General features: G+C 65.2%; 8 protein-coding genes, 1 tRNA gene and 1 pseudogene. 4 read left to right on the top strand and 6 right to left on the bottom strand.

Going from position 1 to position 21175, the window contains the following annotated elements; all coding sequences use genetic code 11:
• The first annotated feature begins 65 nt into the window (after window positions 1-65).
• Together CSC70_RS03755 and CSC70_RS03750 are read left to right on the top strand one after the other, a co-directional pair.
• Entirely contained in the window at window positions 66-1976 is a 1911-nt protein-coding gene (locus CSC70_RS03755) for an EAL domain-containing protein (RefSeq protein ID WP_162455267.1), read from the top strand.
• Window positions 1977-2014: 38 nt separating this feature from the next.
• On the top strand, window positions 2015-4366 hold the full coding sequence (locus tag CSC70_RS03750; RefSeq protein WP_425501512.1) for an ATP-binding protein: 2352 nt from the start codon (window positions 2015-2017) through the stop codon (window positions 4364-4366).
• Here the strand turns inward: CSC70_RS03750 and bfr are convergent.
• The 3 genes and pseudogenes from bfr to CSC70_RS03735 form a co-directional block, all read right to left on the bottom strand.
• Entirely contained in the window at window positions 4363-4833 is a 471-nt protein-coding gene (gene bfr / locus CSC70_RS03745; RefSeq protein ID WP_162455265.1) for a bacterioferritin, read from the bottom strand. The two genes, CSC70_RS03750 and bfr, sit on opposite strands and share 4 nt — an antisense overlap.
• 100 nt (window positions 4834-4933) lie before the next feature.
• Window positions 4934-5143 carry a (2Fe-2S)-binding protein gene (locus CSC70_RS03740; RefSeq protein WP_162455264.1) on the bottom strand — a complete coding sequence of 70 codons (210 nt, stop codon included), beginning with the start codon at window positions 5141-5143 and terminating at the stop codon, window positions 4934-4936.
• A 231-nt stretch (window positions 5144-5374) separates the two neighbouring features.
• Window positions 5375-5855: pseudogene (locus CSC70_RS03735) on the bottom strand (RNA pyrophosphohydrolase); the annotation flags it as partial.
• Window positions 5856-5982: 127 nt separating this feature from the next.
• Here CSC70_RS03735 and CSC70_RS03730 point away from each other — a divergent pair.
• Window positions 5983-6059: transfer RNA gene (locus tag CSC70_RS03730), tRNA-Met, on the top strand.
• 327 nt (window positions 6060-6386) lie between these two features.
• A complete protein-coding gene (locus CSC70_RS03725; RefSeq protein WP_162455262.1) occupies window positions 6387-7247 on the top strand; it encodes an acid phosphatase in 861 nt (286 codons plus the stop codon).
• Between the two features lie 93 nt (window positions 7248-7340).
• Here CSC70_RS03725 and CSC70_RS03720 read toward each other — a convergent pair whose 3' ends face one another.
• The 3 genes from CSC70_RS03720 to CSC70_RS03710 form a co-directional block, all read right to left on the bottom strand.
• Entirely contained in the window at window positions 7341-11018 is a 3678-nt protein-coding gene (locus CSC70_RS03720) for a hypothetical protein (RefSeq protein WP_211369400.1), read from the bottom strand.
• Between the two features lie 12 nt (window positions 11019-11030).
• Window positions 11031-19724, bottom strand: coding sequence for a DUF7933 domain-containing protein (locus CSC70_RS03715; protein WP_162455261.1), 8694 nt, complete (start codon window positions 19722-19724; stop codon window positions 11031-11033).
• 472 nt (window positions 19725-20196) lie between these two features.
• The gene (locus tag CSC70_RS03710; RefSeq protein ID WP_162455260.1) at window positions 20197-21099 is read right to left on the bottom strand and encodes a bile acid:sodium symporter family protein; all 903 of its coding nucleotides are present in this window, start codon (window positions 21097-21099) and stop codon (window positions 20197-20199) included.
• Window positions 21100-21175 lie beyond the last annotated feature (76 nt).

Genomic DNA, 21175 nt, shown 5'->3' with positions numbered 1-21175 from the left:
TTTCCGGCCGGCGCCCCAACTCGTGAACTTCGTCGCATAATGTGAGATAGCTTGGGGAAGCCTAGATGTCCGGGATCGAATCGACGCCACGACCGCCGAACGAACGAACGCAGCTGCGCGCGGAAACACCGCCGCCGCATTTCTGGCGGCGCTGGACCGGCGATGCCCCGGCCGAAGACGCCCCCGAACCCGCCACTGCAGCCGCGCCGGCGCCGCCTATCCCCGGACCGCAAACGACTGCAGCGCCGTCCGCGGCCGACACCGGCGCCACGATGTCCCCTCCGGCAACCGACCGCAACGGCGGTGCCGATGGCGGCAATGTCGCCCCCTACCGGGTCCTGATCATCGAGGACGACCGCGGGCAGGCGCTGTTCGCGCAATCCGTGCTGCACGGGGCCGGCATGCAGGCCGAAGTGCAGACCGACCCGGCGCACGCCCTGGAAGCGATCGAACGCTACTCGCCCGATCTGGTGCTGATGGACCTGCACATGCCCGGCAACGACGGCATGGTGCTGACCCAGCAACTGCGCAAGCGCCCGGAATACCTGCACATGCCGATCGTGTTCCTGACCGGCGACCCGGACCCGGAGCGCCAGTTCGAAGTGCTGGAAAGCGGCGCCGACGATTTCCTGACCAAGCCGATCCGCCCGCGCCACCTGATCGCGGCGGTCTCCAACCGCATCCTGCGCGCGCGCCAGCGCGCGCCGGTCGCCGCCCCCGCGCCGACGATCAACCCCGAGACCGGGCTGCATGTGCGCTCGCACGTGTTCCAGCGCCTGAACGCGCTGCTGGAGGCCCATCGCGGCTCCGACGAGGTCGCCGGCGGCGTGTATTTCGTCGAAGTCGGCGGCGCGCCGGGCCTGCGCGAGCGCTTCGGCTATTCGCGCTTCGAGCAGCTGATGATCCAGGCCGGACAGCGGCTGGCGCAGGCGGCCGCGCCGCACCTGCTGGCCCGGCTCAACGACAACAGTTTCCTGTGCCTGGCCGAAGGCATCGCCGCGGAGCAGCTGGAGCCGCTGGCCACCGGCCTGCGCGACAGCCTCGGCCATGCGGCGTTCGAACTGCCCGGCGAAGACCAGCCGCTGCGCCTGCGCGGGGTGATCGGCTATGCCGCGCTGCCGTACGGGTTCGCCGATGGCGGCAGCGCGCTGGAAGCGGTCGAACGCGCCGCCCTCGACGCCCGCCAGCAGACCAGCGACATCGCCGCCTACATGCCGGCCGTCGCCGACGAGGATCAGGACAAGGTCTCGCTGGAAGACGCTTCGCTGGAACTGGCGTTCCAGCCGATCGTCTCGGTCGCCGGCAGCGATCTGGCGCAGTACCAGGTCCTGCTGCGCATGCGCCAGGACGACGGCCACCTGCTGACCGCCGCCGAAGCCGTGCCGGCGGCCGAATTCGCCGGCCGCATCGTCGAGCTGGACCAGCAGGTGCTGGAACGGGTGCTGGAGCTGCTGGCCCAGCGCAAGGATCAGACGCCGCCGCTGCGGCTGTTCGTCTCGCAGTCGCCGCGCACCCTGGCCCGCGACGGCGTCGCCGACTGGCTGCTGAAGGGCATCGCCGAGCGCGGCATCGACCCGAGTTCGCTGGTGATCGACCTGCGCCTGGCCGACGCACTGATCCACACCGTCACCCTGCGCGAGTTCTGCCAGCGGTTGATGGCGGCCGGCGTGCAGTTCTGCCTCAGCCAGTTCGAGCCCGGCGCTGAAGCCGAGTCGCTGCTGGCGCAGCTGCCGCTGGGCTTCCTGCGGCTGGCCAACCGCTACGCCCAGGCGCATGCCGACCCGGCCCTGCACGACCAGCTGCGCAACATCATCGAGCTGGCCCATCGCCACAGCCTGCAGGTCATCGGCCAGCACATCGAGGATCCGCAGGCCGCTGCCGCGATGTGGCTGGGCGGCGTCGATTTCATCCAGGGCAATCTGGTGCAAGGCGTCGGCAGCGAGCTGAGCTTCGATTTCTACAACGCGGTCCTGTAGGAATGGGTTCAACGCCGCGTTCGTCCCGCATGGCCTGGCTGACCCTGTCGGCCGCATTGCTGGCGCTGTGCTTCCTGGCGCTGGACGTGCTGCGGGTGCCGGGGCCGTGGCTGCTGCTGGCCCTGCCCTGCGCCACCGCGACCCTGCTGCTGGCGATCGCCGCACTGTTGCAGTACCGCCAGCTGGCCGATGAAGACGACATGATGCGCACGCGCGCGGCCATGGCCGAATCCGAGCGCGACAGCCTGCACCGCGAACTGCGCCGCCACGACCAGCTGGAACAGGAACTGATGCAGGCCAAGCAGGCCGCCGAGGCCGCAGTGCTGGCCAAGGGCGAGTTCCTGGCCACGATGAGCCACGAGATCCGCACTCCGCTCAACGGCATCGTGCCGATGCTGGACCTGCTGTCGCGCGCGCCGCTGGCGCCCGACCAGCGCGAGATGCTGGTCACCGCGACCGCGTCTTCGCAGCAACTGCTGCGGATCGTCGACGACATCCTCGACTACTCCAAGCTCGAAGCCGACAAGCTCGACCTCGAGACCACCACCTTCAACCTGCGCGAACTGCTCGACGGCGTGCTGCACCTGATGCTGCGCCCGGCCGAAAGCAAGGGCCTGCGGCTGGAACTGCAACTGGACCCGGCCGTGCGCCTGTCGGTGCGCGGCGATCCGGTGAGACTGCGGCAGATCCTCAGCAACCTGATCGGCAACGCGGTCAAGTTCACCGAGCGCGGCGCGGTCACCGTCACCGTGCGCCGGCTCGGCGAGAGTCAGGACCAGCACCTGCTGCGCTTCGAGGTCCACGACACCGGCATCGGCATCGAGGAAGACGCACAGGAGCGTCTGTTCCTCCCCTTCAATCAGGCCGACGCCTCCACCACTCGCCTGTACGGCGGCACCGGCCTGGGCCTGGTGATCTGCAAGCGCATTGTTGACCTGATGGGCGGCAGCATCGGCGTGGTCTCGGCACGCGGGCGTGGTTCGACATTCTGGTTCGAGATCCCGCTGCTGAAGATCGTCGGCGACCTGCGCAACCACACGCTGGCCGGCAGCACGCCACGGGTCCTGCTGGTCACCTCCGATCCGCGGCTGCGCCAGCGCATGAGTTTCCTGCTGCCGTCCTGGAACCTGCAGCTCAACGCGGTCGAAACCACCCAGGAGGCGCTGGAACTGCTGCGCACGCATGCGCCCGGCAGTTACGCCTGGGTGATCGGCGACCTGGCCGGCATCCCCGGCAGCGCCCGTGCGCTGCAACGCAACCTGGAAGGCAACGACCGCCATACGGACACCCGCCTGCTATGGCTGTACGGCGACGAACGCGTCCCCGACGAGCTGCGCATGGCTGCCGCGCTGCTGCCCCGGCAGATCCCGGAATCGGAGCTTCGCGAAGTCCTGCTGGCACCAGCGGGATCGTCGATTCCGGCCGCAAAACCGGAACCCGAACCGATCCCGGCGGCGGCGGCGCCGTCCGACGTCGCCAAGCCCGCCTCCGCCGACATCGCCACCGCCTCGTCAGTCGCCTCCAGCCGACGACTGCTGCTGGTCGAGGACAACCCGGTCAATCTCGCCGTCGCCCGCAAGCTGCTGGAAGTGCTGGGTTACGACTCGGACATCGCCGGCAACGGCGAACAGGCGCTGGAGAAGATGGCGACCGGCGCCTACGGCCTGGTGCTGATGGATTGCCAGATGCCGGTGCTGGACGGCTATACCGCCTCGCGCCGCTGGCGCGACATCGAGTCCGGCCGACCGGGCACGGCGCGACTGCCGATCGTGGCGATGACGGCCAACGCCATGTCCGGTGATCGCCAGCGCTGCCTGGATGCCGGCATGGACGACTTCCTGTCCAAGCCGGTCTCGCGCGAACAGCTCGATGCCTGCCTGCGCCGCTGGCTGCCTTCGACCCCGACACCGAAGCCGGTCAAGCCGCTGGCCACCGCCGAAGGCTCCCCGCCGACGCCGTCGATGGGTGGCGCACCTGCCGCCACCCTGGCCACCGGCAAGCCGGCGCCCTCGCCGGCCAGCTTCCCGGTACTGGACCACAACCTGCTGGACGAATTGCAGGAAATCGCCGGCGACGAAACCGTGCGCATCATCCAGCTGTTCCTGGAAGACGCCCCGCAGCTGATCCAGCAGCTGGAAGTGGCATCCGTCGCCCCCGACATGAATGCCATGCGCGATGCCGCGCATACGTTGAAATCCTCCAGCGCCAACGTCGGCGCCATGGCCCTGTCCACCGCGGCCAAACGGGTGGAGCTGGGCGCGCGGGCGCAGAAACTGGACCGCCCTGCGGTCTCGGTGGCGCTGGTGATCGCCGAATACGCGCGGGCGCGCATGGCCTTGCAGGGCTACATCTCGCAGCACGCCTCGCGTGCCCCGGTCGACAACCCCTAGTCTTCCAGCTTGGTCAGCAGGTAGCTCGGTTCGCCGATCCGTTCGATCAGCGACAGCTGGGTCTCGATCCAGTCGATGTGCTCTTCCTCGGATTCGAGGATATCGGCCAGCAAGTCGCGGCTGACGTAATCGCCCATGCCTTCGCAATGGGCGATCGCCTCGCGCAGCAGCGGCACGGCCTCCATCTCCAGCGCCAGGTCGCATTGCAGCAGCTCATGCGGGTTCTCGCCGATCCGCAATTTGCCCAGCGACTGGAAATTCGGCAGCCCTTCCAGAAACAGGATCCGCTCGGACAAGGCATCGGCGTGCTTCATCTCGTCGATCGATTCCTTGTACTCGTGTTCGGCCAGTTCCTTCAGACCCCAGTTCTTCAGCATCTTGGCGTGCAGGAAATACTGGTTGATCGCGGTCAGCTCGTTGTAGAGCGCCTTGTTGAGGAACTCGATGACCTTGGCATCGCCCTTCATGGCAGGTTCTCTCGGCGGGGAGTGGCCGCAGCCTAGCAAGCCGCGCAGGAGAATGACGAAACGCGAATCGTGATCAGTTCGCGAATGTGTCGGAACAGGTTCAGGCCGCCTGCGACAGATTCAGCAGCGGCAGGCCGAGGTCACGTGCGCCGGCGACTTCGTCCAGCAGCGAAGCCGCCAGGTCCAGACAGGTGCCGCAGCAGGCACCGGCGCCGGTACGCATGGTCAGTTCGGCCACGCTGCGGCAACCACCGGCCGCGGCTTCGCGGATCTGGCGATCGGTGACTCCATTGCAGACGCAGACATACATGGCAGGCGGGTTGTTCGGCTTCGCGGGCTGAATCGGCCCGTGCCCATTCAACATTGAATGAGAATGATTGTCAATTCTTCCCCGATTCGCCGCTTCTGCCGGGCCTCGGAGCGCCCTCCTGGCCGACTCCCGCCTCTTTGCAGCGCGGTCCGTTCCGGTGTCGCGCCGGGCGTCGCCGGCGCCCCGGGTCCGGCAGCAGGCTGTCCAGCAACGCCTGCGGCAGGTCCTGGATGCCGGCGACCTGTTCGGCGTAGGACGCCAGATGACGCAGCGCCCGGGCGTACACCCCGCGCTTGAACATGACCACGTGTTCCAGCGGATACCAGAAATCCACCCAGCGCCAATGGTCGAACTCGGGCGCCTCGGTCAGATCCAGCTGCACATGCCGCTCATCGCCGACCAGCCGCAGCAGGAACCAGACCTGCTTCTGACCGATACAGACATGGCGCTCGTTGCGGCGGATCGCCCGTTGCGGCAATCGGTAGCGCAGCCAGCCTGGCGTCGCCGCCAGCACTTCCACGTGCTCGGGCAGCAGGCCGGTTTCCTCACGCAATTCGCGGTACATGGCCTCGACCGGGGTCTCGTCCGTGTTCATGCCGCCCTGCGGAAACTGCCAGCCGTCGCGGCGCACCCGCCGCGCCCAGAACACCTGGCCGTCCTGGCGCATCAACACGATCCCGACATTGGGTCGGAAGCCGTCCGAATCGATCACGATGCGGACTCCTGATATCTACTGCGCCCGACTGTGCCACGGCCACGCGGAAGGCTCAAGCCGGAATCGCCCATAGCGGCAGAAAATTGACAAGCCTCCCGGACCCGGGAAAAATACGCGGTTCCATGGCTATGTAGCTCAGACGGTTAGAGCGCGAGACTCATAATCCCGAGGTCGGTGGTTCGATTCCACCCATAGCCACCAGAATCAATTGCAAAAACAGCTCGTTACGCAACGAAAGCCCGCCCTTGATGCGGGCTTTTCCGTGTCGATTCAACTGCCGCAGGCGAAGGACAGAGGGGATTCCCTCAAAAGCGCGATGCCGTCGTCCAAGTCTGGTACATCCCCGGCTACGCAGACAGTCGGGTACTGAAGCAAACCGAGAGCGGCACATTGGCCAAGATATCGATCATCAGCTTCCGGCCCGTCTTCGTGGCTTCCTGAAAAACGATCTGTGCAGAATGATGAAACCCGGCAGGAAACTGAAATCGAACCGGTATCCTGATCCTTCCCAGACAAACGCCTGCCGCCATGTCCATGCCGAACTCGCCATCACGCTTCGTCTTGCTGTCCTCGCTTGCCGCCGCGCTGCTCTGTGCCTGCGCCACGGCACCGGCTCCGCTGGCCTCCGGTCCGCGCACCGATGTGCCCGAAGCCATACCGGGCTTCCTGGCCGGATACCTGGATCCCGCCGCCGTACCCAGCAGCCTGGAATTGCTGCCACCTCCGCCCGCCCCGGGCACGGCTGCCCTTGCACACGACGAGGAAGTGCATCGCAATGTCCAGGCCCTGCGTGGAACGCCGCGCTGGGAGCAGGCTGCCGTCGATGCCGATCTGCATTTTCCGGGCGCGGCCAGCGCCTTCGATTGCGCTCTGGGAACCGCGGTCACTGCCGAGGGAACGCCGCGCCTGTACCAGGTGCTGCAGCGCCTGATGGCCGATGTCGGCCATTACGGCACCAGGTCGGCCAAGAATCATTACCTGCGTCCACGCCCGTTCATGGCGCACGGCGAAACCACCTGCACTCCCGACAACGAAGCCGGTTTGCGCAAGAGCGGTTCATACCCGTCAGGGCATACAGCGATCGGCTGGGCCTCCGCGCTGGTGTTGGCCGAGGCATCGCCGGATCAGGCCGAAGCCGTGCTGGCCCGCGGCCGCAGCTTTGGCGAGAGCCGGCTGGTCTGCAACGTCCACTGGCAAAGCGACATCCTGCAGGGCCGCTTCGTCGCCGCTTCGGTAGTCGCCCGTTTGCACGCCAATCCACAGTTCACCGAGGACATGGCCATCGCCCGGCGCGAACTGGATACCGCACGCACACAAGGAACGCCGCCGGCCCGTGACTGCAAGGCGGAAGCCGAAGCGCTGTCGGTGCCCATCCCCGATGTCTTGTAAAAGCCCCCGGCTAACCGGGGGCTTTCGCAAACGGACCTGAAACCGCAGTCAACCGAGCCCGCAGGCCAGACCCCTGTTCATCCGGCCGCCAGATCAATACGTTCCGACAAGGTTGATGAACCATCCCTTGTGGTCGTAATCGAAATCGGTCAGATCGTCGCTGAAATCGGTGAAGTTGTAGCCCACGCCGATGCGGAAGTTCTTGCCCAGGTCGCGGTCCACGCCGACCAGCCAGCCGGTGCGGGTGCCGCCGTCCTTGACGTCCAGCCAGCGGTACTCGGCCAGCGCGTGCCACTGCTGGCGCAGGTCGTAACGGATCTGCCCGGAAGCGAACGTGGTCGCCGAGTCGGCCCAGTCGCCGGTCCCGCGGCCGTAGCGCACCTCGCCTTCGCGCCGCGCGACCTTGGCCGCGAACTCCCAGCGGGAGTCGTGCTTGTACACGCCTTCGACCGAAACCACCTGCGACTTCTGGTCGTAGTCCGCCCCGCCCATCTGCCCCAGCGTGGCCAGGTCGTACAGGTAGGTGTAGCGACCGAACACGCCCCAGCGGGTGCTGTTCCACGGACGCCAGGCAAAGCCCAGGTTGCCCTCGATGAACTTCGCCCCGGCCGCCGGATCCAGCTCGTCGTCGGTATCCGAGTAGTTCAGCCGCGCCGCGATCCGCCAGCTCTCGTTGATCTTGTGCGTCAGCCGGTTGGTGCTGACCCACTGCTCGCGCTGCTCGGCGCCGCTGTCCTGACGCCACTCGAGCTTGCTCTGCCAGTCGGTATCCGGCGAGGTCCGCCCACCACTCAGGCTCACCGTCTTGCGGTCGACGTTGCCGCCCACACTGTTGACCAGTTCGCCATAGCCCAGAGTGAACCCCAGGTTCCAGCCCTGACCGGGATAGAAGTCCATGCCGAACGTGTGCGCCAGCCCGGCCTCGCCGGTGGCGCGGTCGGCTTTCAGGTACTGGCTCTCGTTGAACATGTTGACCTGGTTGCTCAGCCGCCAGCGTTGGCCCAGGGTCCAGCCGGTCTGCCGGTTGGGGTTGAACAGCGAGTCGTACTCGGTGGTGTCGGTCGAATAGGTGTAGCTGCCGTACAGCGTGTGCTCCGGGTTCAACTCGTACTCGGCGCTGGCGGTCAGGGCATCGCCGCGATCGCCGGTGGTCGCCTCGGCGCCCACGCTGGAACGCTCGCCGAACAGGTACTTGGTGCCCAGGGTGAACGCGTCGTTGTCCTCGTAGCGCCCGCCATCGTCGTCCAGGGTCAGCTGCGCGGTGCCGTACACGTCGAAGGCGGTGCCGAAGCGGTGGGTGTAGCGCACCGCGCCCAGAGTGCCGGCCGCATCGCCGCCGGTCTGCTCCTGTTCGACCCGACGGATCTCCGCGCTCCAGGTGCTGTACTCGCCCATCCGCCATTCGCCGCTCAACTGCGCCTGGGTCAGCGCCTCGGCGCCGCGTTCGGCACGGGTGTAGCGGGCGTACAGACTGATGTCCGGGGTGAACTTGCCCAGCACCTCGGCGCCGTACTCGGTGGTCTCCAGCCCGGTGTCGGCACGGTTGATCGAGTAACCCGCGCCCACGTTGCGCCACCAGGCGCCCGCACTCCAATCCTGCGCCGTCCAGCCCAGTTCCTTGAAGTTGGCCCGCGCCTCGACCGACTTGGCCTCGCCTTCGCGCGGACCAGTCGGGTTGAGCTGGGTGAAGCTGAAGCCGCCGTTGTCCGAGAAGAACACCGGTGCGCTGAACGACTCGGTCTGCGCATACTCGGCCTTGACGTAGGTGCCCTTGCCCGCCTGCAGGGTCAGGTCCGCGCCACTGAGGGTGTAGTCCTCACCGGCCCGGTTCTCCTGCACATAGGTCAGGCCCACCCCGAGGTGATCGCCGAACCACTGCTTGCCGCGGAACCCGGCAGTGGTCTCGTCGGCGTCGAACCCGTTCGGGATCCACTCGTAGTCCACCAGCAGGCGCTGCTCGAACCCGCTCAGCGGCGTATCGCGGGTCAGGGTCGGGATGTTCTCCCGGGTGATCTGCGACAACGCCCGGGTCAGCAGGATCCGCCCCTGCAGCTCGTCGATCTCGTAGTCGGCCCCGCGCACCAGGTTGACCCGGTTCTCGACCCGGCCGGTGGTGACATCGCGCACTTCCAGCACCACCACGTCCGAGCCCGGCAACAGGTCGGTGTGCTTCAGGTAGTACAGGCTGCCGCCGGTGCCAATGAATTCGCTATGCCCCGGCGCACTCTGCGCCTCGGAGCCGAACGCGCGCAACTGGGTCTTGGCATCGCCCCAGGCGTTGATTCCGCGCGAGCGCCAGTCCAGCGCCGCGCCATAGAGCGAACGCGTGTACTGGCTGTACTCGGTCCCGGTCAGACCGGTGTAGAAGTTGCCCCACAACGCTTCGTTCTTGTCCCAGTCCACCCGCAGGTAGAACCGGCCCTGGGTGTCGACGTCGCGATAGGTCGTGGAGTCGTCGCCGTAGACCGGGTAGTACAGGTCCGGGTCCAGCCGCCGGAACACATCCTGCGGATAGGCCTCGGTGAAGCCGTCGAACAGGTGCTCCAGGTCCTTCTCGGTGGTGTCGGCCTGCGCCGTCACCAGGTACTTGCCCTTGAACTTGGCCTTGCCGTAGAACGCCAGCCGGCCATCGCTGATGATGTCGTCCTGGTAGCGCGGATCATTCTGGAACGCCGCGGTCGAGCCGCCGATCTTGTTCTGCGCGATCGTCACGTCGGCCAGGCCCACGCCGAAGAAGTACTGACCGGTCACATCCACGTCCAGCGTGTGGTGCGCCGCGGCGTCCTGGTTGCCCACCGCGATGTCGAAGCTGTGCCGGCCCACCGGCACCAGATACTCGGCAACGAACTTGCGCTCCAGATCGACCGGATAGTTCTCCTCGTTGATCTTCAGCTGGGTGTTCTGCGGGATGTTGCGGCCCTGGATGCGCACCCGCGAGCCGTACAGCGGGATGTTCTGCAGGCGCAGCCCGTTCTCGGCGAACACCGCGTCCAGCAGGCTCTGCGTCTGCGCCTGATCGGTAGTCAGCGAGGTACCCAGCGACTTCTCGGTACTGTCGCGCAGCTGCTGTCCGCCGCGATCGGCTTCCTGCGGCGTGACCAGTTGCAAGGTGCGCGGCCAGGTCTCGTCGTAGGCGCCGTGCGCATCGTAGGCGCGCAGCACGTAGACCAGCTCGTCGCCGGCGCGGAACGGATACGACGCCGGCAATGCGCCGTCCCACTCGCTCGCGCTGACGTTGCCCACCTTCAGCGGCACCGTGGCGATCGGCTCGATCAGGTCCACGTCGCTGGAGCGGTACACCGACAACTCGTAGCGCTCGACGAAGGCCGAGTAGTTGCTGCGCACGTAGAACTGCACCGGCTTGGTGATCGCCTTGCCGTCGAACGCCACGATCGATGGTGCGGTCACCGTCAGCTCGGCATCGCCCAGCACCGGATCCTCGGTCGCCCAGATCGCGCCACCGTTGGCCAGTTCCACCGAGAACGTGCCCCGTGCCACCGCCTTGCCCGGCCCTTCCAGGCCGACGGTGACCCGGCGGTCCGGCGCCAGTACCCGCGCGTCCGGGTTGTGCGCCGTGCCTTCGGTGACCGGCTCGCGCTCGCCGCGGGTACGCAACTTGAACAGCAGACCCTCCTGCGAGGCGCAACCGTCATCGGTGCAGTTCATGTCCGCGGCCGGCGCCGTGCCGGCCTCCTGCGCCGCAGCCAGCGGCGCAGTACCGGCCAGCAGGCCGATCAGCGTGTAATCGAGCAGTTTCATCTTCATCTTCATGTCCCGCCCCCCTTACTTGCGTTCCATGCCAGCGGGAGCCGCCGGATCGTTGTTCGCTTCGACCCGGACCTTGCCACGGACGTCCTGACTCAATTTCGCTGCGATCGCTTCGTACACTGCTCGTGCCCGACGCATGCCCAGGGCCGCGTTGTAGGCATCCGAGGCGCGCCAGTCGGTATGGCCGACCACGGCCACCGTGCCGCCACCCTGCTGCTCCAGATACGCGGCGATCTTGTCGATCAGCGGCTGGTACTGCGGCTTGATCGTCGACTTATCGGTATCGAACAGCACCACGCCCAGCACCGGCGAGCCGCCATCGATCCCGGCCAGCATCGTGTCCGGGTCGGACGGGTCGTTGCGCACGCTGACCTTCAGCGCCGAGGCCAGTTCCGGCGTCAGCCGCGACAACAGCGCGTCCTTGACCGCATTGGCGCGGTCGAAGGCCAGCGCCTCGCTGTAGCCGTTGGCGCTGATCACCACCTCGCCGCCCTGGTAGCGCTGGACCTGCTCGGCGATCTGCTCGATCGCCGGCAGGTACTGCTCGCGCACTTCGGCGCTGCCCGGGGCGAAGAACACCTCGCCCAGCTCCAGCTCCACCTGTTCGCTGCCGCCCTGGATCTCCACTTCCGGCAACGTCACGCCGAAGTCGAACCGCACCGGCACGCCCTGGGTCACCCGCCGCAACAGCGGGTTGTCGGTACTGAACACCGCGCCCGAGGGCAACGTGGCCTTGTCGACCTTCAGGATAAAGTTGCGTCCACGCGCCAGGTTGCCGCCGTCGATGCCTTCCAGATGGTAGCGACCGAACTGGTCAGTCTCCACCAGAAGGCCCTCGACCGAGGCGATCCGCACGCCGGGGATGCCGCGTTCGTCGATACCGGCATTGCCGATCACGTAGTCGACGATGTAGCCGCCTTCGCCCTGCGAGACCTTGCGCTGGACCACCGGATCGGCTGCGGTCAGGCCCTTGGCCGCCTGGCCCGAGCGCTCCACCGTGGTCTGGCCGGCCGCATCCATCCGCACCGTCACGCCCTGCGCGCTGGTCAGCATGAAGTCGTCGGTGAAGGCCAGTTCCTTCAGGCGCTGACGGATCACCACCTGATGCGCGCCCACCGGATCAGCGGTCGAGGCACGGCCGCTGATGCCACCCACCTCGATGCCATGCAGCATCGGCGAGCTGGCATCCGGCTCGGGCTGCATGCCCGCGCCACGGTCGACCGTGGTCGAGTTGGCCACGTAGGCGCCTGGTGCGAAGCCGCCCTGCACCCGTACCCCGCCCAGGGCCGCGCTGTCTTGCCAGCCGTCGCCATCACGATCGTTGAACACCGTGCCGAACACCAGCGAGTCGTCCATCAACGGGTCGCTCTCCACGGTCACCGATGCCGTGGCCACGTTCGACAGCGGCTGGCCGCTCGAACTGTAGGCCTGGGCCTGGTTCTCCAGGGTGCCCGGACGCACGCCCGCGCCCACCCGCATCAGGTAGACCAGGGTCGCGCTCTGGCCCACGCCGATGTCCAGGCCCTCGAAGCGGACCGGGTTACTGCCGGTGGCCGTGCCGGCGTTGTCGCCGTCGACCACGCTCAGCGAACCGTCCACGTAGCTCAGGCCGGCTGCCGCGGTGTCCACGATGCTCACGGCCACAGCCGGGCTGTCGCCCACGTTCTCCACCGTTACCGTGTAGCGGACCAGATCGCCGACATTGACCTCGCGCACGCTGGCGGTCTTGGTTACCCGCAGCTGCACATCGCCCAGCACGCCCACCGTCACCGTCGTGGTACTGCAGTTGCCCGGGTTGATCACGTCGCAGATCGTGTAGGTCAGCTCGTAGGTGCCCGTCGGCGTTCCCGGATCGACGATCACCGCACCGGTGGTCGGATCGATGTGCACGCCGTCGCCGGTATCCGGATCGTCCACCGTGATCGTCACCTGGCTGATGTCGGTCACGCCACCGTTGTAGGTGTCGTTGTCCAGCACGTTGCCAACCGGGCCGCCATCGGTCCCGTCCACGCCGTCATAGACGTCGGGGTTGGCGATCACTTCCGGCGCCGTCACCGTCACCGTCACCGTCGCGGTGTCGCAGTTGCTCGGGTTCAGCACCTCGCAGATCTGATAGGCGATCGTGTAGTCGCCCGCCGGTGTCGCCGCCGGCACCGTCACCTCGCCCGTGCTTACGTCCAGCGTCGGCACCGGGCCACCGTTGATCGGCGTGGCCGGTGTGGTCACCGTCCCGGTGATCTCCGTCGGGTCGACCGGGTTGCCGTTCAGCGTGTCGTTGTCATACGCATTGCCGGCACTGCCACCGTCGCTGCCGTTCACCGGATCCAGCGCGTCGTCATTGGCCTCGATCGGCGCGGCCGTCACCGTCACCGTCACCGTCGCGGTGTCACAGTTGCTCGGGTTCAGCACCTCGCAGATCTGGTAGGCGATCGTGTAGTCGCCCGCCGGCGTGCCCGCCGGCACCGTCACCTCGCCGGTGCTTACGTCCAGCGTCGGCACCGGGCCACCGTTGATCGGCGTGGCCGGTGTGGTCACCGTCCCGGTGATCTCCGTCGGGTCGACCGGGTTGCCGTTCAGCGTGTCGTTGTCATAGGCGTTACCCGCGCTGCCGCCGTCACTGCCGTTCATCGGACCCAGGGTGTCATCGGTCGCCTCGATCGGCGCGGCCGTCACCGTCACCGTGATCGTCGCCGTATCACAGTTGCTCGGGTTCAGTACCTCGCAGATCTGGTAGACGATCGTGTAGTCGCCCGCCGGCGTCGCCGCAGGCACCGTCACCTCGCCCGTGCTCACGTCCAGCGTCGGCACCGGACCGCCGTTGATCGGCGTGGCCGGGGTCGTCACTGTCCCGGTGATGTTTTCGTCCGGGTCGACCGGATAGCCACTCAGCGTGTCGTTGCTATACGCGTTGCCCGCGCTGCCACCCTCGGCGCCATTAACCGATGCCAGCGTGTCATCCACCGCGTCGATTGCCGTAGCCGCCACCGGCACCGTAATGGTGGCCGTGTCGCAATTGCTCGGGTTCAGCTGCTCGCAGATCTGGTAAACGATCGTGTAGTCCCCCGCCGGCGTCGCTGGTGGCACCGTCACCTCGCCCGTCGTCGGATCCAGTATCGGTACCCGACCGCCATTGATCGGCGTGGCTGGCGTCACCACCGTGCCGGTAATGTCGATCGTCGTGATCGGATTGCCGTTCAGCATGTCGTTGTCGAACGCGTTGCCCGCAGTGTCACCTCCAGCACCATCCACCGGGGCAAAGGTGTCATCCACCGCATCGATCGGCGCGGCCGTCACCGTCACCGTGATCGTCGCCGTATCGCAGTTGCTCGGGTTCAGTACCTCGCAGATCTGGTAGACGATCGTGTAGTCGCCCGCCGGCGTCGCCGCAGGCACCGTCACCTCGCCCGTGGCCAGATCCAGCGTCGGCACCGGACCGCCGTTGATCGGCGTGGCCGGGGTCGTTACTGTCCCGGTGATGTCCGTCGGAGCAACCGGGCTGCCATTGAGCGTGTCGTTGTCGTAGGCGTTACCCGCGCTGCCTCCATCACTGCCGTTCACCGGACCCAAGGCATCGTTCGCTGCATCGATCGCGGCAGCATCCACTGTCACCGTCGCCGTCGCACTGTCGCAATTGGTCGGGTTCAGCACCTCGCAAATCGTGTAGTCGTAGGTGTATGCCCCGGCCGTCGTCCCCGGCGCCACCGTGATCGTGCCATCGGCATTCATCGTGATGCTGCCATTGGCCGGCGTCGGTGCCGTCCCTGGCGTCAGTGTCACGTCCGCAGGATCCAACACCACCCCGTTCAGCGTGTCGTTGATCAGCACGCTGCCCGTGGTTGCACCATCCGAACCGTTGATCCCCGGGTAGCTGTCGTCCACTGCATTGATCGGCGCGGCCGCCACACCCACCGTAACCGTGGCGGTATCGCAGTTGCTCGGGTTCAGCACCTCGCAGATCCGGTAAACCACTTCGTAGCTGCCCGCCGGCGTGCCTGGGGCAACGCTTACCGCACCCGTTGCCGGATCCAGTACCACGTTCGCATGCGTCGTTGATACCTGAGCCAACGTCACCGTCGACAATGTCGGTACCGCGCCATTCAGACTGTCGTTGGATAGAACGTTCGTCACTGCCGTGCCGCCCGTGGCGCCGCTCGAAACACTGCCCGTGTCGTCCACTGCATCGATCACGGCGGCATCCACCGTCACCGTCGCCGTCGCGCTGTCGCAATTGGTCGGGTTCAGCACCTCGCAAATCGTGTAGTCGTAGGTGTACGCCCCGGCCGTCGTCCCCGGCGCCACCGTGATCGTGCCATCGGCATTCATCGCGATGCTGCCATTGGCCGGCGTCGGCGCCGTCCCCGGCGTCAGTGTCACCTCGGCCGGTACCACCGCCGCACCATTGAGCGTGTCGTTGTCCAGCACGCTGCCCGTGGTCGCACCATCTGAACCGTTGATCCCGGTATAGGCATCGTCCTCGGCCACGATCGGCGCAGCCGTCACCGTCACCGTCACCGTCGCGCTGTCGCAATTGGTCGGGTTCAGCACCTCGCAAATCGTGTAGTCGTAGGTGTACGCCCCGGCCGTCGTCCCCGGCGCTACCGTGATCGTGCCATCAGCATTCATCGCGATGCTGCCATTGGCCGGCGTCGGCGCCGTCCCCGGCGTCAGTGTCACCTCGGCCGGTACCACCGCCGCACCATTGAGCGTGTCGTTGTCCAGCACGCTGCCCGTGGTCGCACCATCTGAACCGTTGATCCCGGTATAGGCATCGTCCTCGGCCACGATCGGCGCAGCCGTCACCGTCACCGTCGCCGTCGCGCTATCGCAATTGGTCGGGTTCAGCACCTCGCAAATCGTGTAGTCGTAGGTGTACGCCCCGGCCGTCGTCCCCGGCGCCACCGTGATCGTGCCATCGGCATTCATCGTGATGCTGCCATTGGCCGGCGTCGGTGCCGTCCCCGGCGTCAGTGTCACGTCTGCAGGATCCAGCACCACCCCGTTCAGCGTGTCGTTGTCCAGCACGCTGCCCGTGGTCGCACCATCTGAACCGTTGATCCCCGGGTAGCTGTCGTTGACTGCGACAATCGGGTTTACCGATTCGGTAATGATGACGGTATCGGTCGGAGCCGTCAGCGTGCCGCCTTCCGGCGTGCCATTGCCGGTCGCGACATTGGTGATCGTGCCTGGAGTCGCTGCCAGGTCACTCGCCTGGATGGCATAGGTCGCCGTGCAGGTTGATGTTTCGGTCGGCGCAATGTCAGTCGGTGCACAGGTAACCGGACCCAGCTTGTCGTCCGAAACCGACACGCCGGTGATCGCGTTGTTACCGGTATTGGTCAACGTATAGGTGTACGTGATCACCTGACCAATGGTGGAATACGTGTCGACATCCGCGGACTTGACCAGCGTCATCGCAGGAGCCGGCTGGAATGTGTTGACGATGGTGCAAACCGTGTCCTGACCAAGCGAAAGATCGATCTGGCCTGCATTGACAGCGATGCCGTTCGTACAGACCCAGTCTCCTGCCGTGTAATCAGTCGGGCCGCCACTTTCGGAAAGGGCATACGTTCCCGGCAACACGGCCACATCGGTGACGGCTGCATTGCCGCTCTGCCCGCTTATTGGCGTCGGTCCTGATGCCTGCAGTGTCCACGCGTCGGCCGCTGCCGTTCCACCGCCGGTGTTATCCACCGATTTGACCAAGGTCAGCTTCGGATAAACGTCATCGGTATCCGATGTAGTGTTGTTGCTCAGATCCGGGTCGACGACGCCACTGGAACCGGGATTGATCGTGGCGGTATTCGTGATCTGGGCTCCGGTGTAGCCGGAATCGACCGTCGCCTCGACCGTGAATGTGGCAACTCCGGAAGGCGCCAGGTTGACGCGGGTATTGATACTGCCCGTCCCGCTGCTTGCGTCACAGCTGGAGCCTGCGATCGCCGTGCAGGTCCAAGCAGTGAAACTCATCCCCGTCGGCTCGAGATCCTCGAACAGGATGCCGGACACGAACCGGTTCGTGGAATTGTTGGTGACGTTGATCTGATAGGTCGTGCTGTCGCCCTTGCCCACACCCGGCACGCCATCATCCTTGGTCACGGCAATGTCGGCGTCGCCGGAACTCACCAAGGTCGCCAGCGCGGAATTCACGTTGCTGATGTTCTGCGTGGAACTCACTGCGCCGCTGGGTATAGTGTTGACGAAGGTGCCGATAGCACCAGTCGTGACATCGAACGCCAGCTCACAAACGGCATTGACGCCGATCGATCCGCTCGACCAGGTTGCCGTATTGCCACCGGCCGGTGCCGACGCGTTGCCACCGCATGTACCAGCGATCGGGCTGATGATCGCATTCGGCACAGCGGCGATCTCCAGCCCGGCAGGCAATGCATCCGCCAGATTCACTCCGGTGAGTGCAACCGCACCGAAACCGGTATTGGAAACCACCACACTGACGCGAGAAGTCCCTCCCGCCGCAATATTGATCGGCGAGAACGACTTGCTGACACCTAGCCCGGAGGTGACATTGATATCATCACTTGCAGCCGTGACATTTGCGACTTGGCCGACATTCGTCATGCCAGTCACATCACCGATCTCGATCCTGTTGATGTACTGCCCGGTTGTGATAGGTGCCACGACATCGACGTAGACGTAACAATTGTCCGCGCCCACGAAATCACTAGAGCCTAGTACGCCCCCACTCAGCGTGAACGAATCATTTCCCGGAACAGCAGCTACGCTGCCCCCCGAGCAGGTGGTGCTTTCATTCGGAGTCGGGGCGATGACGAAGCCAGCAGGAAGCGTGTCGGTAAAACCGATATCGGTGATTCGTGCCGCCTGATTGGTTCGCAGGACCTGCACCCTGACCCGGACGATATCGCCGGCATTGACCGAAGTGGCGCCGGCGGTATTGGATCCCGGGCGAAGCCATGCCTTGGCTGCGCGCAGCGCATAAGTGACATCCATGCGTTTGCGAATGCGCTGCGGGTTGCTTCCCAGATCGCTGCTGATGGCACCCGGCAAGATGTCATTGTTACGGGCACTCCTTGTCGCATCTGCGGCAACCCTGACCGGCACTTCGATATAGCACTCGCCCGGGTTGGCCGCGCTAGTTCCGGGAGGAATGCTGCCGCCCGTGAGGGAAATCAGCGTCGTTCCTGGAACCGCAGTCACCGTGCCGCCGCAGGTGTTCGCAGTAGCGCCTCCTGTTCCACCGATGCTGATCCCTGCACCCATCGTGGCCAAGTCGTCCGTGATACTGAGGTTGGTGGCCGGCGTAGTCGTACTTGTATTGGTCGCCCGGATCCGCAGAGTAGTCTGGCCCGACTGCGGAATATCCGGATTCGCGCCGCCATACGGAGTGAAATCCTTGTAGCCGACGATCTCGGTGCCGATGACGTCAAGATCATCGGTAGCCTGCGTATGCGGCACGCCGCCGGAGAATGTCCCGGCAGGGATCGTATTGGTATAGGTCCCGAGGGCATTGGCCGTCACTGGAATTGTCACCGTACAACTGGCACTCCCAATGTCGTACGGGACATTGGCGTTGATACTGGTTTGATAGCCCGACCCTGGCACGGTGGCGCCACTCAACGTCACATCGCTGCCGACGACATCGACCGTGCCGCCCGAGCATGTCGTCGTCGGTGCGCCAGTAATCGTAACCCCCGCCGGAAGGTTGTCGGTCAGGCTGAAATTGTCGATCGGGATGGCGTTGCGGTTACCGATGGTGATGGTCAGGGTGCTGTCGCCATCCGGGGCAATCACCGCCGGACTGAACGCCTTGGTAAGCGTTGCACCACTGAATGCATAGAAGTTCCTTGATGCAACCGTGTTGGATATACCCTGGTCGCTCGATAATGTCCCCGCAGCGATGGTATTGGTCGGGCGGGCACCGTAGAGATCCGTTCCACCTCCGCTGAATTCGATATCGACCTCGATGACGCAGCTTGACCCCGCAGCAATCACCCCGCCCGCAAGCGAGAAACTGGTCGCGCCGGGCGTGGCCGTGACCGTACCACCACAGGTTGAATTCACATCAGGCGTCGCCGCCACGACCAGAATTCCACCTCCGGGCAATGGATCACTGACGCTGACTCCGGTCACGTCGAACAAATTCAGATTGTTCAGCGTGATCCGGACTGTCGACTCGGCGCCCCCTCGCACGGGAAAGTTGATTATGGTCTTGCTTACGCCAATCTCGGTTCCAGCAATGACCGACAATGAAGCGGACACATCCGCACCCGGACTTCCGACACTGCTGGTCACATTGCCCGCGGGAATCTCGTTGAGGTAGCTGGCAGGCGCCGTCGGCGGCATTCCGACCACTTCGACCACGATCTCGCACTGCCCCGGAAGAACGCCCGAAGCTGCCGGAATCGCGCCGCCGCTGAGCACAATGGATGCATCGCCAGTATTGGCCGCGACCGCGCCACCACAAGTATTGCTGAGCAGCCCTCCCGGCCCCACGGTCAGGCCGGATGGACTGGCCGGAAAATCGTCGACAAGCGATACGTTTAATGCCTCGTCCGGACCGTTGTTGAACAACAGAATGGAAAGTGTACTGGTGCCGCCGGGCGGAATAACCGCCGGAGAAAACGACTTGTTCATAGCCAGCTGTGCCATGGCTACGGTCGGCACCAGCCACAACGCCAGCAACAACAATGTCGCGCGAAGCACCCCTCGCGCCATCGAGCCCTTCACGTCCATTCGTATTCCCTGATACACCGCATCATCCCCTGATCAATGGCGTGGACTGAGCATCCACTCCACCCGAAACTGCCTGTCGATTTCACCAAAAACGGATGCCATGCCCTTTGGACACGATTCCGCACACCTCAAGGACACCGACACCAAAGGCGTCAGCGTCATGCTGATGAGTACGGATGTCGACAGCGGAAAACGCAGGGCATGACCTGCATGCACTTCCGGATCCCCTGTACAACCCCCTATACCCCTGCGGTCACGATGCCGAACTGGCTGGACTCAGCCACATGAACGGCACTTGCAGATAATCCCCCAGCCCGTGCACTCCGTGACTCGCAGGCAATTATAGTCTTGAATCCAAAATCAGAACAAGTCGCGCCTGTCAAGGGACTTCGTCTCACAATTGAAACTAAAGCGCCTATTACACTGCCAAGAATCTCATCGAGCATTCAGCGGCTAGTGCTCAGCAGGAAGCTCAAGATAAAGACAGCGCGGTTTTACGCCGACGCCTGGTGATCGCCACACCTGCCAGAGCGGGGAGATACATCAACAAGCCATAGATTCCGGCCGGAAGCGCGGCCTGCGGCATCCGCAACACCGAAAGCGCCACCACGATCGCCAGCGCGCAGTTCTGCACCCCGACCTCGATCGCGATGGTGGTGCTGTCGGCAGCGTCCAAGCGCGCCATTCTGGCCAATGCCCAGCCCCCGGCCAGACCTGCCATACACATGACCAGCGCCGCCGGACCCAACCGCAGAATCGTTGACTGCACCAGTTCGATCTGCGCCCAGGTGATCAGCGCGATCAAGCCCAACAGCAGCAGGAAAGACACCAGGCCAACCCACTTCTCGACGCGAGATACAAACGCGGGTGCATATCGCCGGGCAAGCATTCCCGCCAGGATCGGCAGCAACACGATCATCGTCAGGCTGCCCATGGTGTTCATGATCGGCAGATGCACTGTCTGCATCTGCGCACCCCGCCAATGCAAGGCCAGGTTCACCAGCAGCGGAATGCTGATCAGGGTGACCACGCTGCAAACGACGGTCAGGGTCACCGACAATGCGACATTGCCGCGCGAAAGATAGGTCAGCACATTGGAGCTGCTGGCGCTGGGGCACGCGGCCAGAAGCACGAAACCGACCGCATACGCCGGTGTGTTTGTGAACAGGGCGGCAATCATGAATCCGATCGCGGGCAACAACAGGTATTGCCCGGCCATGCCGACGCCGACCGCGCCGGGATACCGCATCACCTTGCGGAAGTCTCCCGCCCTCAGCGTCATGCCGATTCCGAACATGATCAGGATGTTGATCAGCGGCAGCGCCGTCATCACCCATGGGTCGTCCAGAAGACCGGAAACCGCGGCGTCGTTCATTGTCGTCTCTGTTTCGGAAGCAACGCCCCGGAATCCGTCGCCACGACACGGCCGCTCGGAAGCCTGAGGTCGGGTA

The organism is Pseudoxanthomonas kalamensis DSM 18571 (assembly GCF_010211745.1).
Taxonomy (GTDB): domain Bacteria; phylum Pseudomonadota; class Gammaproteobacteria; order Xanthomonadales; family Xanthomonadaceae; genus Pseudoxanthomonas_A; species Pseudoxanthomonas_A kalamensis.
The sequence above is the reverse complement of the archived record's forward strand: the minus strand, read 5'-3'. Positions and strand labels throughout refer to the sequence as shown.